Origin of the sequence: Fredinandcohnia quinoae (assembly GCF_022427965.1) — a bacterium.
Classification (GTDB): domain Bacteria; phylum Bacillota; class Bacilli; order Bacillales; family Bacillaceae_L; genus Ferdinandcohnia; species Ferdinandcohnia quinoae.
The window spans coordinates 44185-58222 of record NZ_JAKTTI010000001.1 but is presented as its reverse complement, the minus strand read 5'-3'; the positions used below and the strand labels follow the sequence as shown (position 1 = coordinate 58222).

Genomic DNA, 14038 nt, shown 5'->3' with positions numbered 1-14038 from the left:
TAAAAGATACGTTCTTATGTTGTAAATCGAGGTGAAAACAAATGAGTTTACGACCTAATCGAGTTGGCGAGCAAATGAAAAAGGAACTCAGTGACATAATTGGCCGCAAAATTAAAGATCCACGGATTGGCTTTGTAACAGTTACAGATGTTCATGTTACAGGTGACTTACAACAAGCGAAGGTGTTTATTTCGGTTCTTGGTGATGAAGAACAAAGAGAAAACACTCTGAAAGGCTTAGCAAAAGCAAAAGGCTACATTCGTTCTGAAATCGGGCAACGCATTCGATTGCGTAAAATACCCGAAATCCAATTCGAGTTTGATGAATCGATTGATTATGGGAATCGTATCGAGACAATCATACATGAGATTAACAAGCAATCAAATCAAGAGTAAGATGGAGGATAGGCTTTCCTAAGTCTATCCCCTTTTTCATTGTAGGAAAGGAGTAAGTCATTATGGATGGTATTTTACTATTACACAAGCCAAAAGGGATGACATCCCATGATTGTGTCTTTAAAGTAAGGAAATTACTTAAAATGAAGAAGGTTGGTCATACAGGTACACTTGACCCTGATGTTTCAGGTGTATTACCAATATGTTTGGGCAGGGCAACAAAAATTGTAGAATTCATTACGGCTGAAGATAAAACATATGTAGGTGAGGTAACACTTGGCTATTCTACAACAACAGAAGATTCCTCAGGCGATATCGTATCTGAAAAGAAAGTAGACCGTGTAATTTCCAAATCAGAGATAGAAGACGTGTTCATGTCCTTAACAGGTGAAATCACTCAAACACCTCCAATGTATTCTGCTGTAAAAGTAAATGGGAAGAGACTATACGAATATGCAAGAAAGGGAATAGAAGTCGAGCGTCCCTCACGAAATATACATATTCATGAATTAGTATTGCTAGACGGTAAGGATGAGTATAAAGGAGACACAGTTTCTTTTAGATTTAAGGTAACATGCAGTAAAGGGACGTATGTTCGAACATTAGCTGTTCAAATTGGAGAGAAATTGGGCTTTCCAGCACACATGTCTGACCTTACTCGAATCTCCTCTGGCAACTTCCTTATTAACCAATGTATTAGTTTATCTGAGGTCGAGCAAAAAGTACAAGACCATACGATTAACACTTGCCTCATTTCAATTGAAGATGCACTTTTACATTTGCCGAATGTTATGATTAATGATAAAGTAGCAGAGAAGGTAAAAAATGGGGCAGTCTTGCCATTACCTGAAGGATTTGATCATATTCTAACTGCTCAACCCATCGCTATTCAAAGTATAGAAAAACAAATCCTTGCAATATATCAGAGACATCCAGAAAAAAACCATTTAATCAAGCCTATTAAAGTACTCGTTAACAATCAAGAATTAATATAAGTAAAGGTGAACGACAAGTGAAGACAATCCATATCACACATCCACATTCATTAAATAAAGATGATTTAGCACCAACTGTTTTAGCTTTAGGCTATTTTGATGGTGTTCATCTCGGTCATCAAAAGGTCATTAATACCGCCAAAAAAATAGCAGATGATAAGGGCATAGCTTGTTCAGTGATGACATTTGATCCTCACCCATCTGTCGTTCTTGGTAAAGGTGACAAACCAGTTGAATATATAACTTCATTAACAAAAAAAGAAGCTTTATTTAAGGATTTACAAATCGATTATTTATATATCGTCAATTTTTCGCGTGAATTTGCTAATTTATTACCACAACAATTTGTGGATCAATATATTATCGACTTGAATGCCAGACATGTTGTTGCCGGATTTGATTTTACATATGGTCATTTAGGCAAAGGGACAATGGAAACATTACCAGTCCAATCAAGGGGAGAGTTTACCCATACTACTGTTGAAAAATTATCATGTAATAATGAAAAGGTAAGTTCTACATTAATAAAGGAACACATTCGACAAGGTGAAATGTCGAATGTAAAAAGTTTATTAGGTAGAAATTATACTGTCAGTGGAATGGTAATAAATGGAGAAAAAAGAGGGCGAACTATCGGTTTCCCAACGGCAAATGTTAAAGTAGATCCAGATTTTATCGTCCCAAAATTAGGGGTTTATGCTGTTCGAATTCAGGTAAAATCAAAGTGGTATTTTGGAGTTTGTAATATTGGTTTGAAGCCAACCTTCCATGAAAATAAGAAAACACCTTCCATTGAGGTGCACATATTTAATTTTAATGAAAATATATATGATGAGCGAGTAATGATCGAGTGGTATGAGCGAATTCGGTCCGAAAAAAAATTCCCTTCCATCGATGAATTGGTTAAGCAAATTGAGCAAGATAAAAAATACACTCAGGAATTCTTTGAAAAAATATATGAACATACTTGCTTTTTGTCATAAAAAGTTGTATTCTAATTAACGTATGAATAGAACCATTGCTTGGCAGATCGAATCACCAACGTCTGCTCGGTAATTGGGGATTACGAGAATAGGAGGTGAATAGGATGGCAATCACACAAGAGCGTAAGAATGAAATCATTAACGAGTATAAAACTCATGCGAATGATACTGGTTCACCAGAAGTTCAAATCGCTGTCCTAACTGAGCAAATCAATAAATTGAATGATCATTTACGTACACACAAGAAAGATCATCATTCACGTCGTGGTCTATTAAAGATGGTTGGTAAACGTCGTAATTTATTAACATATCTTCGTAATAATGACGTAACTCGTTACCGTGAACTAATCAACAAGCTTGGCCTACGTCGATAATCAACACAAAAAGCGGGAGAATTCCCGCTTTTTTATTAGCTTAAAAAAGTACGGTTATTAACTAGTAAATAAAGTTACATTTTAATTGAATCTTACATATTACGTTAATATTGATATGTTCAAATAAATTTGTTCATACTAACAATACATATGATGACATATTATGCATTGGTTATAAAATGTATAGATAGAGAGGGGTACTATAAAATATGGATCAAGGAAAGCAAGTCTTCTCCATAGATTGGGCTGGCCGAACACTAACAGTTGAAGTTGGTCAGTTAGCAAAACAAGCTAATGGAGCTGTATTAGTCCGTTACGGTGAAACTGTTGTGCTAAGTACTGCAACAGCGTCTAAGGAACCAAAAAAATTAGATTTCTTCCCATTAACAGTTAATTATGAAGAAAGATTATACGCAGTTGGGAAAATTCCAGGTGGGTTTATTAAGCGTGAGGGAAGACCTAGTGAAAAGGCAATTCTTGCAAGTCGTCTAATTGATAGACCAATTCGTCCTTTATTTGCAGATGGATTTCGAAATGAAGTTCAAGTAATTAGCATTGTAATGAGTGTTGATCAAGATTGTTCTTCAGAAATGGCGGCAATGTTCGGTTCTTCATTAGCATTGTCTGTCTCAGATATTCCGTTTGAAGGACCTATCGCAGGAGTGACTGTTGGAAGAATCGATGGTGAATTTATCATTAATCCTTCTGTTGCGGATCAAGAGAAAAGTGACATCCACTTAGTTGTAGCAGGAACAAAGGATGCTATAAATATGGTTGAAGCTGGGGCTGAAGAAGTTCCGGAAGAAACAATGTTAGAGGCAATCATGTTTGGTCACGAGGAAATTAAGCGTTTAATATCCTTCCAGGAAGAAATTGCTGCAGCGATTGGAAAAGAAAAATTGGTTATCGAATTATATGAGCTTGATCAAGAGTTAGAACAAGAAATTCGCACACTAGCCGAAAATGATATTACAAAGGCTGTACAGGTAGCTGAGAAACATGCAAGAGAAGATGCCATAAATAAAGTAAAAGCATTTGTTGTGGCAAAGTTTGAAGCACAAGAAGTAGATGAAGAAACAATAAAGCAAGTAAAAGAAATTTTAAATAAATTAGTAAAAGAAGAAGTAAGAAGATTAATAACTGTTGAAAAGATTCGTCCTGATGGAAGAAAAATTGATGAAATTAGACCACTTTCATCTGAAGTTGGTAAATTGCCTAGAACCCATGGTTCAGGGTTGTTTACACGTGGACAAACTCAAGCTCTTAGTATTTGTACTTTAGGAGCATTAGGGGATGTGCAAATTTTAGACGGATTAGGAATTGAGGAATCAAAGCGTTTTATGCATCACTATAATTTCCCTCAATTTAGTGTTGGTGAAACAGGACCAATGAGGGGACCAGGACGTCGTGAAATAGGACACGGTGCGCTTGGGGAACGTGCATTAGAACCGGTTATTCCATCTGAAAAAGATTTCCCTTATACAATTCGATTAGTTTCGGAAGTGTTAGAGTCTAATGGTTCTACCTCACAAGCTAGTATATGCGCTAGTACACTAGCAATGATGGATGCAGGAGTACCAATTAAGGCGCCTGTTGCTGGTATTGCAATGGGATTAGTTAAGTCAGGTGAATATTATACCGTATTAACAGATATTCAAGGGATGGAAGATCACCTTGGAGATATGGATTTCAAGGTTGCAGGAACTTCTAAAGGTGTCACAGCTCTACAAATGGATATCAAAATTGAAGGATTATCACGTGAAATACTTGAAGAAGCACTTCAACAAGCGAAAAAAGGCAGAATGCAAATTTTAGATTCTATGCTTAGTACAATTAATGAACCAAGAAATGAGCTTTCAAAATTTGCTCCAAAAATCTTAATGATGACTATTAACCCTGATAAAATTAGAGATGTTATTGGACCAAGTGGTAAGCAAATTAATAAAATTATTGATGAAACCGGAGTAAAAATTGATATCGAACAAGATGGTACTGTGTTCATTTCTTCAGTAGATGAAAATATGAATCAAAAAGCTAAGAAAATTATCGAAGACATTGTTCGAGAAGTTGAAGTAGGACAAATGTATCTTGGTAAAGTAAAACGAATTGAAAAATTTGGTGCCTTTGTTGAAATATTTAGTGGCAAAGACGGACTTGTCCATATTTCTGAATTAGCAGAAGAAAGAGTTGGAAAAGTTGAGGATGTTGTATCAATTGGTGATGAAATTTTAGTAAAAGTAATGGAAATTGATAAGCAGGGCCGTGTTAATCTTTCAAGAAAAGTTGTATTGAAAGAAGAAAAAGAAAAACAACAACAACAATAACTGTAATAAGCCTGGAATCTCCAGGCTTATTAGGTTTATATAATGAAACAAATTATACATAGTTCTACCTTGTCCTTTCTTTACATATTTTTTAGTAAAGAGGGGGATAGCTATGAAAAAACATTACATACAATTTTTTGTTTTCATATGTATTTTATTATTATCGATAGGATCTTTACAAAATCCATATACGACAGACTATGTAAATGCCCTAAAACATAATCAAGAGAGTGTTACAGTTTCTGGACAAAATAACTTGCTATCTGAAATAGAAAAGAAATCAATTGAATATGAAATCCCAGCCGAGGATGCAAAAATTGATATCGTATGGAAGGCGATGCCTGGTTATAACGGATTAAAGGTTGATGTGAAGGCTTCACATGAAAGAATGAAGAAAGATGGAAAATTTGATGAAAAAAAACTTGTTTTCAAGCAAACTCCACCAAATATTCATCTAGAGGATCTTCCAGCAGAAGCTATATATAGAGGCCATCCTAATAAACCAATGGTATCATTTTTAATCAATGTTGCGTGGGGAAATGAGTACATTCCAGACATGTTAACGACATTAAAAAAGCATAATATTAAAGCAACTTTTTTTTTAGAAGGACGTTGGGTCAAGGAAAATCCTGAATTAACTCAAATGATTGTTGATGCAGGACATGAGGTTGGAAACCATTCATATTCACATCCGAATATGGAAAAATTATCAGCTGAATTGATTCGGGAGCAGCTCATTCAAACAAATGATGTGATCGAAGCAACAACTGGGAAGCAGGTAACACTTTTCGGACCACCAAGTGGTAGTTATCGAGCTGAGGTTGTTAAAATTGCTGATGAACTTGGAATGAAAACAATAATGTGGAGCGTGGATACAGTTGATTGGAAACGTCCCCAACCTCATGTGTTAGTTGAAAGAGTATTATCGAAAATCCATCCAGGTGCAATGATATTGATGCATCCAACTTCACCTACCGCTCAAAGTCTGGAAAGACTTATACTTTCAATTAAACAAAAAGAATATCTGATTGATAATGTGTCTACATTATTAAGTGAGGAACGTATATTATATAAAACTAAGTAGATAAATGCAGAAAATGAAGTGCATCGTTCGAAGAGTTTTAAACAGGAGGAAAATACACCTTGATTAAAAGATATACATGTCAAAATGGCGTTAGAATTGTTTTAGAAAACATCCCTACAGTACGTTCAGTGGCAATTGGAATATGGATTGGTACTGGCTCAAGAAATGAAAATGATCAAAATAATGGGATATCTCACTTCTTGGAGCACATGTTTTTCAAAGGGACAGAAACAAGAACTGCGAAAGAAATCGCAGAATCATTTGATAGTATAGGTGGTCAAGTAAACGCTTTTACTTCAAAAGAATATACTTGCTATTATGCAAAAGTTCTCGACGAGCATGCAAATTTCGCATTAGATGTGCTCGCAGATATGTTTTTTCATTCTACATTTGATGAAGGAGAGCTTAAAAAGGAAAAAAGCGTTGTTTATGAAGAAATAAAAATGTATGAAGATACTCCAGATGATATTGTCCATGACCTTTTAAGCAAGGCAAGCTATGAAAACCACCCATTAGGCTACCCAATTCTCGGTACTGAAAAAACGTTAACAACATTTAACGGTGATATGCTCAGACAGTATATGAATGATACGTATACTCCAGAAAATGTAGTTGTTTCGGTAGCAGGAAATATAGATGAAAAGTTTATCTCTGAAGTAGAAAAATATTTTGGAAAATATTCAACAAAGCATGAAAAACAAGAATTAAGGAAACCAACCTTCCATTCAAATACAATTACCCGAAAAAAGGATACAGAGCAGGCACATCTTTGTATGGGGTTTAACGGTTTACAAATTGGTGATAAGGACATCTACAATCTAATTGTGTTAAATAATATATTAGGCGGCAGTATGAGTAGTAGACTTTTCCAAGAAGTACGTGAACAACGAGGACTCGCATATTCAGTGTTCTCATACCATTCCTCATATAAGGATAATGGTATGCTTACTGTATACGGAGGAACAGGAAGTAATCAATTAGACTTATTATTTGAAACAATTAAAGATACACTAGATAAGTTAAAACAAGAGGGAATCACTGCTAAAGAATTAAAAAATAGCAAAGAACAAATGAAGGGCAGCCTAATGCTGAGCCTAGAAAGTACAAATAGTAGAATGAGTCGAAACGGAAAAAATGAACTCTTATTGAAAAAGCATAAATCACTTGATGAGATTATTTCTGAAATTAATGAAGTAAATGAACAAAGTGTGAATGAAATGACAAATCGAATTTTCACAGATCATTATTCAGTCGCTTTAATTAGTCCGTCCGAGGAATTACCGAAAAAACTTTCGAATTAGTTTGACGAATTGTTATAACGTTTAACTTCTAAAAAGTGGACTACTCCATACAATATAATAAGGGATATTGAAGGGGTGGTTGATTTTGAGATTAAGTGAACTAAGTGGCAAGGAAATTGTGGATGTAAAGCGTGCAGAAAGATTAGGGGTACTTGGCCAAACTGATTTAGAAATTGATGAAAAAACTGGTCAAATTAAAGCACTCATCATCCCATCTCTGAAGTGGTTTGGGCTAAAAAAACAGGGAAATGAAGTGAGGGTATCCTGGCAGCATATCCGAAAAATTGGTTCAGATATGATTATCATAGATATACCTGATGAATACCCAACAGAATAATAAAATTGAAATGACCTTTTTATGGGTCATTTTTTTGTTTTCGGAAAAGATAGCATCCCTTTCTGATCTGAATAAGTGCAACTAAGGCAATTCGTCAAATGCATAGTAATTTGTTTATTCACCTATTCAGCCTTCAATTCATAAGATGTTGGAGTAAATAAAATTGAAGAAGATTTTATTGATATCAAAATTCAAGATAAAAGTACGGTATTTGATCAAAATTTTTGCTTTTAAAGTAGGTGATAAATCTTATGTTGACTGATATGCACATCGCTATTATCGGTGGAGATGCAAGACAATTAGAAGTCATTCGTAAACTCGTTGAATTAGACTCAAGAATTTCATTAATCGGATTTGATCAACTTGATCATGGATTTACTGGAGCATCAAAAGAACGTATGGATGAAATCGACTTTTCAGATATAGATGCTATGATCCTTCCTGTCTCAGGAACGAACAGCGAGGGTGAAGTCGAAACTATTTTTTCAAATGAAACAGTGATATTGACAAAGGAAATTATTTCAGAAACTCCAGAGCATTGTATCGTATTCTCTGGAATTAGTAATGACTATCTAAATCAAATTGTAAGTGGTAGTAATCGAAAATTAATCCAATTATTTGAACGTGATGATGTTGCTATCTATAATTCCATACCAACTGTTGAAGGTACAATTATGATGGTTATTCAACACACTGACATCACGATACATGATTCAAAAGTTGTTGTTCTTGGATTAGGCAGAGTAGGTATGAGTGTTGCACGATCATTTTCTGCTCTTGGTGCACATGTTAAGGTTGGAGCAAGAAAATCAGAACATATTGCGAGAATCACAGAAATGGGATTGACGCCTTTTCACTTGGCAGAGTTGGAACATCATGTTAAGGATATCGATGTATGCATAAATACCATTCCCCATTTGGTAGTGAATGCAAGTATCATTTCGAAAATGCCTGCACATACATTGATTGTTGATTTAGCTTCAAAACCAGGGGGCACAGATTTTCGTTACGCTGAGAAAAGGGGAATTAAGGCATTGTTAGCCCCAGGCTTACCAGGAATTGTTGCTCCAAAAACAGCTGGGCAAATTATTGCAAATGTATTGTCACAGTTGCTACGAGAGTTAGTACAACAACGAGAGGAGAAAAAATAAATGACTAATTTAAATGGTAAAAGAATTGGTTTTGGTCTTACAGGTTCCCATTGCACATATGACGCGGTAATGCCAGAAATAAAAAGATTAGTTGATGCTGGGGCAGAAGTATTACCAGTCGTTTCATATACAGTACAGTCAACAAATACACGCTTTGGAGATGGCGAGGAATGGATTGCAAAAATCGAGGAGTTAACTGGTAAAAAAGTAATTGATTCAATTGTTAAAGCAGAGCCTTTAGGTCCGAAAATTCCATTGGATTGTATGGTAATCGCTCCTTTAACAGGAAGTTCAATGAGTAAATTTGCCAATGCAATGACTGACAATCCTGTATTAATGGCAGCAAAGGCCACATTACGAAATCAACGACCAGTCGTGTTAGGAATTTCCACAAATGATGCCCTTGGATTAAATGGAGTTAATCTAATGCGTCTAATGGCAACAAAAAATATATATTTTATTCCTTATGGGCAGGATTCTCCTTTGAAAAAGCCAAATTCGATGGTAGCAAGAATGAACATGCTTGAAGATACCGTACTTTCTGCTATTGAAGGAAAGCAATTACAACCAGTTATCATTGAAAAATACCGCGATGATGAAGCATAAATTTGAAAATTCTATGACAGAAGAGAAAGAATATTTAAATTCTTCTCTTCTTTAATGCGTGAATATGATAAAATAAAAATCATTAACGTAAAATAGGTAATTGCTTTTATTAGGAAGGGGTATTTAATATGACATTTAGTAATGAATTACATGTTGCTGTCGTTGGTGCAACAGGTGCAGTAGGAACAAGAATGATTCAAACCTTAGAGGAATCGAACTTTCCTTTAACAAAACTTTCATTATTATCATCCGCACGTTCAGCAGGTAAAAAAGTATTGTTCCGTGGTCAAGAACTAACTGTAGAGATTGCTACGCCAGATAAATTTGAAGGTGTTCACATCGCCTTGTTTAGTGCAGGCGGTGGTGTCTCAAAGGAATTGGCACCAGAAGCCGTAAAACGTGGTGCAATTGTTGTTGATAATACAAGTGCCTTCCGAATGGATGAAGGTGTACCACTTGTTGTTCCTGAAGTAAATGAGAAAGATCTACTTACGCATCAAGGAATCATTGCAAATCCTAATTGCTCTACCATCCAAATGGTTGTCGCATTAGAACCAATAAGAAGAGCGTATGGATTGAAGAAAGTTATTGTTTCAACCTATCAAGCAGTATCAGGGTCCGGTGCTGCTGCGATAGATGAACTTAATAAACAAACAAGAAATATTATTGCTGGTGAAGAAGTAACACCTGAAGTTTTACCAGTAAAAGGCGATAAAAAGCACTATCAAATTGTAGGCAATGCGATTCCGCAAATCGATAAATTTGAGGATAATGGATTTACTTTTGAAGAAATGAAAATGATTAACGAAACAAAGAAGATTATGCATTTACCAGATCTTCATGTTGCTGCGACTTGTGTCAGATTACCTGTTGAAACTGGACATTCTGAGTCTGTATATTTTGAAACAGATCAAAGTGATGTAACTTCTGCGGCAATTAAAGACTTACTAGCGGCATCACCAGGTATCATTTTAGAAGATAATCCTTCTGAGCAGCTATATCCAATGCCAATTAATTGTGTTGGAAAAAATGAAGTATTTGTTGGAAGGGTTCGTAAAGATTTGGATAATAATGAAGGTTTTCATATGTGGGTAGTTTCAGATAATTTATTGAAGGGTGCTGCATGGAATTCCGTTCAGATAGCTAGTAGTCTATTAAAATTAGGACTTGTAAAATAATTTAGATTTTAAAAAGTTATCTTTTCTTACAACATGGGGTGGTATAATGAACATCATTGTTCAAAAATTTGGCGGAACTTCAGTAAGTACCGAAGAGACTAGAGAAGTTGCTAGAAGGCATGTTACGAATGCGATTGCAGATGGGTATAAAGTAGTTGTTGTTGTCTCAGCTATGGGTAGATATGGTGATCCATATGCTACAGATACACTTATTGATTTAGTTGGTGGTTCAAATGCTTCCATAACGAAAAGAGAAAGTGATATGCTAGTTTCGTGTGGAGAAATCATTTCAAGTGTTGTTTTTACGAATATGTTAAACAAAAATGGTATAAAAGCAACTGCACTGAATGGTGGGCAAGCTGGTTTTAGAACAAATAATGAGTATTCTAATGCGAAAATAATCGAAATGAAATGTGAAAGATTATTAAGATCACTTGAAGATTATGATGTTGTAGTAGTGACGGGATTTCAAGGTATTACTAAAATAGGGGATATTACTACGATTGGGAGGGGGGGCAGTGATACATCAGCTGCAGCTCTTGGAGTTGCCCTTCAAGCTGATTGGATCGATATTTTTACGGATGTCGAAGGTGTTATGACTGCAGACCCTAGAATCGTTGATGATGCTAAGCCTTTATCTATCGTAACTTATAATGAGATCTGTAATATGGCATATCAAGGAGCCAAGGTAATACACCCGAGAGCGGTAGAGCTTGCTATGGAGGCAAAGGTTCCGATTAGGGTAAGGTCAACCTATTCAGACTCACCAGGAACATTAGTTACTACATTAGATAAAGGAACAAAAGGAATAGAGGTTAGAGAGCGATTAATAACAGGGATTGCTCATGTTACAAATGTAACCCAACTAAAGGTACAGGCAAAAACGGGACAATACAATCTCCAAACTGAAGTATTCAAAGCAATGGCCAATGAACAAATAAGTGTCGATTTTTTTAATATTACCCCTAATGGTGTTGTATACACTGTCTCTGGTGAAATGACAAATAGAGCAGTCGATGTATTAAGAGAATTAGGCTATGAGCCGCAAGTTACAGAAAAATGTGCAAAAGTAGCTACTGTTGGTGCTGGAATGAACGGTGTACCAGGTGTGACAGCTAAAATTGTAACAGCTCTATCTGAACAAGGTATACAGATTCTACAGTCAGCCGATAGCCATACAACAATATGGGTTCTAGTTAAGGAAGCAGATATGGTTAAGGCGATTAACGCTCTACACAAGGCATTCCATCTGTCTGAAGGTCCAGTTAGAGCAAATTGATTATCAAATGATTAGGAGTGAAATGAAATCATGACTGATTTCGGAAGAGTTTCAACAGCAATGGTAACTCCTTTTGATCGAAAAGGAAACATCGATTTTCAAAAAACAACACAACTCATCAATTACTTATTAAGTCACGGATCAGACTCACTAGTTGTAGCAGGTACAACTGGAGAGTCACCTACTCTTTCTTCTGAAGAAAAAATGGCGTTGTTTCGCCATGTTGTTTCGGTTGTCGATGGTCGTGTACCAGTAATTGCTGGAACTGGAAGTAATAATACGTATGCATCAATTGAATTAACAAAAAAGGCACAAGATGCTGGTATTGATGCGATTATGTTAGTAGCACCATATTATAATAAACCAAATCAAGAAGGACTATATCAACATTTTAAAGCAATTGCAGATAACACAAATCTTCCGGTAATGCTTTATAATGTTCCAGGAAGAACGTCGATAAATACATCTGTTGAAACAATTATTAAACTCTCGAAGATTCCAAATATTATCGCTGTGAAAGAGGCGAGTGGCAGCTTAGAAGCGATGACTGAAATTATTTCGAATACAGATGATGATTTTATCGTATATAGTGGTGATGATGGGATAACTTTACCAGCATTATCAATAGGTGCATATGGTGTTGTATCAGTTGCATCACACATTATAGGAAATGAAATTCAACGAATGGTATCTAGCTTTTTAAATGGAAGCATCCTTGAATCTGCCCAGCTCCATCAGGAATTATTGCCAATCATGAAAAGTATGTTTATTGCTCCGAATCCAACACCGGTTAAAACAGCACTTCAAATAAAGGGACTGGATGTTGGATCTGTAAGACTCCCACTTGTTCCCCTTACTGAAGAGGAACGGGTAAAAATAACGAATGTATTAAAAAATGTGTTATAAAGAACAAAAGTCAATCTTACGTGATTGGCTTTTTTCTTTTGCTTCTTTTAATGTGGGAATGAAAAGAAATCAATCGTTCATACTAAGAAACAAATGGTTGAAAGGAGAATATAATGGATCAGGAAAGATACATAAATACAGAGCAGACTGATGAAGATCAAGAAAAAAATAATGAGTCAAAGGGTTCAAGTTTAGTTGAAAAAATTCAACAATTAGGTCAGACAAATGTTCCTCAATTATCAACTGATAGTAAAATACATTGTTTAACAATTATTGGACAAATAGAGGGCCATATCCAACTCCCACCACAAAATAAAACGACTAAATATGAACATGTAATCCCACAAATAGTAGCAATTGAACAAAATCCTAAAATAGAGGGCTTGTTAGTCATATTAAATACAGTAGGTGGAGATGTGGAAGCGGGTCTTGCCATATCAGAAATGCTTGCTTCACTATCGAAGCCCACCGTTTCCATTGTGTTAGGAGGAGGACATTCTATCGGTGTACCAATTGCTGTATCATGTGACTATTCCTTTGTAGCTGAAACAGCAACAATGACGATTCACCCTGTTCGACTTACCGGGCTAGTTATCGGAGTACCACAAACATTTGAGTATTTAGATAAAATGCAGGAACGAGTAGTTAACTTTGTAACAGGCCATTCGAATATTACGGAAGAGAAATTTAAGGAATTAATGTTCTCCAAAGGAAATTTGACAAGGGATATTGGAACAAATGTCTTAGGTAAGGATGCAGTTGAGTATGGCTTAATTGATGAGGTTGGTGGTATTGGACAAGCTATAAAAAAATTAAATGAACTTATGGCAGAAAAAAATGGACTTGCTGAAGGTGAGAAGATACTACAATGATTTTATACACAATGATGCCAAGGGAAATGATATTTCCACAAGTGGAAGAAGAGTATCCAGTTCAAAAAATTGTTGAGTTTAATGGGGTAACACTAGCTGTAAGTCAAACAACAAATTTAGAGTATCGAATAGAGAGGATATTAAGTACAGATCCCCAGCATTACTTGCAACAGGATTACACACCTGGACAAAGTATTAAAGTGTCTGATCTTATTTAATACTCTTTATAGCTTATCTTATGATATAATTTAAT

The 14038-nt window shown here is 35.5% G+C and carries 15 protein-coding genes; all 15 read left to right on the top strand.

The window, feature by feature from the left end; genetic code table 11:
• Positions 1-41 precede the first annotated feature (41 nt).
• The 15 genes from rbfA to MJG50_RS00195 all read left to right on the top strand — a co-directional run bounded on the left by rbfA (position 42) and on the right by MJG50_RS00195 (position 14003).
• Positions 42-395 (top strand): 30S ribosome-binding factor RbfA, encoded by a 354-nt coding sequence (gene rbfA / locus MJG50_RS00265; protein WP_240251695.1) that lies wholly within the window; start codon positions 42-44, stop codon positions 393-395.
• A 62-nt stretch (positions 396-457) separates the two neighbouring features.
• On the top strand, positions 458-1390 hold the full coding sequence (gene truB / locus MJG50_RS00260) for a tRNA pseudouridine(55) synthase TruB (RefSeq protein WP_240251693.1): 933 nt from the start codon (positions 458-460) through the stop codon (positions 1388-1390).
• A gap of 17 nt (positions 1391-1407) precedes the next feature.
• Positions 1408-2373 (top strand): bifunctional riboflavin kinase/FAD synthetase, encoded by a 966-nt coding sequence (gene ribF / locus MJG50_RS00255; protein WP_240251691.1) that lies wholly within the window; start codon positions 1408-1410, stop codon positions 2371-2373.
• Between the two features lie 104 nt (positions 2374-2477).
• Complete coding sequence (gene rpsO / locus MJG50_RS00250) at positions 2478-2747, top strand: 30S ribosomal protein S15 (RefSeq protein ID WP_240251689.1); 270 nt, start codon at positions 2478-2480, stop codon at positions 2745-2747.
• 209 nt (positions 2748-2956) lie between these two features.
• Positions 2957-5071, top strand: coding sequence for a polyribonucleotide nucleotidyltransferase (gene pnp, locus MJG50_RS00245; RefSeq protein ID WP_240251687.1), 2115 nt, complete (start codon positions 2957-2959; stop codon positions 5069-5071).
• Positions 5072-5183: 112 nt separating this feature from the next.
• Positions 5184-6155: a polysaccharide deacetylase family protein gene (locus MJG50_RS00240; protein WP_240251685.1), complete on the top strand. Its 972-nt coding sequence runs from the start codon at positions 5184-5186 to the stop codon at positions 6153-6155.
• Between the two features lie 59 nt (positions 6156-6214).
• A complete protein-coding gene (locus MJG50_RS00235; RefSeq protein WP_240251683.1) occupies positions 6215-7456 on the top strand; it encodes a M16 family metallopeptidase in 1242 nt (413 codons plus the stop codon).
• 85 nt (positions 7457-7541) lie between these two features.
• Positions 7542-7793, top strand: coding sequence for a YlmC/YmxH family sporulation protein (locus MJG50_RS00230; RefSeq protein ID WP_240251681.1), 252 nt, complete (start codon positions 7542-7544; stop codon positions 7791-7793).
• A gap of 251 nt (positions 7794-8044) precedes the next feature.
• Positions 8045-8944, top strand: coding sequence for a dipicolinic acid synthetase subunit A (dpaA, locus tag MJG50_RS00225; protein WP_240251679.1), 900 nt, complete (start codon positions 8045-8047; stop codon positions 8942-8944).
• Positions 8945-9550, top strand: a complete 606-nt coding sequence (locus MJG50_RS00220) for a dipicolinate synthase subunit B (protein WP_240251677.1) — start codon at positions 8945-8947, stop codon at positions 9548-9550.
• 128 nt (positions 9551-9678) lie between these two features.
• Entirely contained in the window at positions 9679-10728 is a 1050-nt protein-coding gene (asd, locus tag MJG50_RS00215; protein ID WP_240251675.1) for an aspartate-semialdehyde dehydrogenase, read from the top strand.
• A 46-nt stretch (positions 10729-10774) separates the two neighbouring features.
• Positions 10775-12007 carry an aspartate kinase gene (dapG, locus tag MJG50_RS00210; RefSeq protein WP_240251673.1) on the top strand — a complete coding sequence of 411 codons (1233 nt, stop codon included), beginning with the start codon at positions 10775-10777 and terminating at the stop codon, positions 12005-12007.
• 30 nt (positions 12008-12037) lie between these two features.
• Complete coding sequence (dapA, locus tag MJG50_RS00205; RefSeq protein ID WP_240251671.1) at positions 12038-12913, top strand: 4-hydroxy-tetrahydrodipicolinate synthase; 876 nt, start codon at positions 12038-12040, stop codon at positions 12911-12913.
• Positions 12914-13026: 113 nt separating this feature from the next.
• A complete protein-coding gene (locus tag MJG50_RS00200; RefSeq protein WP_240251669.1) occupies positions 13027-13785 on the top strand; it encodes a ClpP family protease in 759 nt (252 codons plus the stop codon).
• Positions 13782-14003 carry a YlzJ-like family protein gene (locus MJG50_RS00195; protein WP_240251667.1) on the top strand — a complete coding sequence of 74 codons (222 nt, stop codon included), beginning with the start codon at positions 13782-13784 and terminating at the stop codon, positions 14001-14003. Before MJG50_RS00200 ends, MJG50_RS00195 begins: the two co-directional genes overlap by 4 nt.
• Positions 14004-14038 lie beyond the last annotated feature (35 nt).

Excerpts from the sequence above, each read along its gene's own strand:
- rbfA (WP_240251695.1), top strand. The coding sequence starts at position 42 with ATGAGTTTACGACCTAATCGAGTTGGCGAGCAAATGAAAAAGGAACTC.
- truB (WP_240251693.1), top strand. The coding sequence starts at position 458 with ATGGATGGTATTTTACTATTACACAAGCCAAAAGGGATGACATCCCAT.
- rpsO (WP_240251689.1), top strand. The coding sequence starts at position 2,478 with ATGGCAATCACACAAGAGCGTAAGAATGAAATCATTAACGAGTATAAA.
- pnp (WP_240251687.1), top strand. The coding sequence starts at position 2,957 with ATGGATCAAGGAAAGCAAGTCTTCTCCATAGATTGGGCTGGCCGAACA.
- MJG50_RS00240 (WP_240251685.1), top strand. The coding sequence starts at position 5,184 with ATGAAAAAACATTACATACAATTTTTTGTTTTCATATGTATTTTATTA.
- dpaA (WP_240251679.1), top strand. The coding sequence starts at position 8,045 with ATGTTGACTGATATGCACATCGCTATTATCGGTGGAGATGCAAGACAA.
- MJG50_RS00220 (WP_240251677.1), top strand. The coding sequence starts at position 8,945 with ATGACTAATTTAAATGGTAAAAGAATTGGTTTTGGTCTTACAGGTTCC.
- asd (WP_240251675.1), top strand. The coding sequence starts at position 9,679 with ATGACATTTAGTAATGAATTACATGTTGCTGTCGTTGGTGCAACAGGT.
- dapG (WP_240251673.1), top strand. The coding sequence starts at position 10,775 with ATGAACATCATTGTTCAAAAATTTGGCGGAACTTCAGTAAGTACCGAA.
- dapA (WP_240251671.1), top strand. The coding sequence starts at position 12,038 with ATGACTGATTTCGGAAGAGTTTCAACAGCAATGGTAACTCCTTTTGAT.
- MJG50_RS00200 (WP_240251669.1), top strand. The coding sequence starts at position 13,027 with ATGGATCAGGAAAGATACATAAATACAGAGCAGACTGATGAAGATCAA.
- MJG50_RS00195 (WP_240251667.1), top strand. The coding sequence starts at position 13,782 with ATGATTTTATACACAATGATGCCAAGGGAAATGATATTTCCACAAGTG.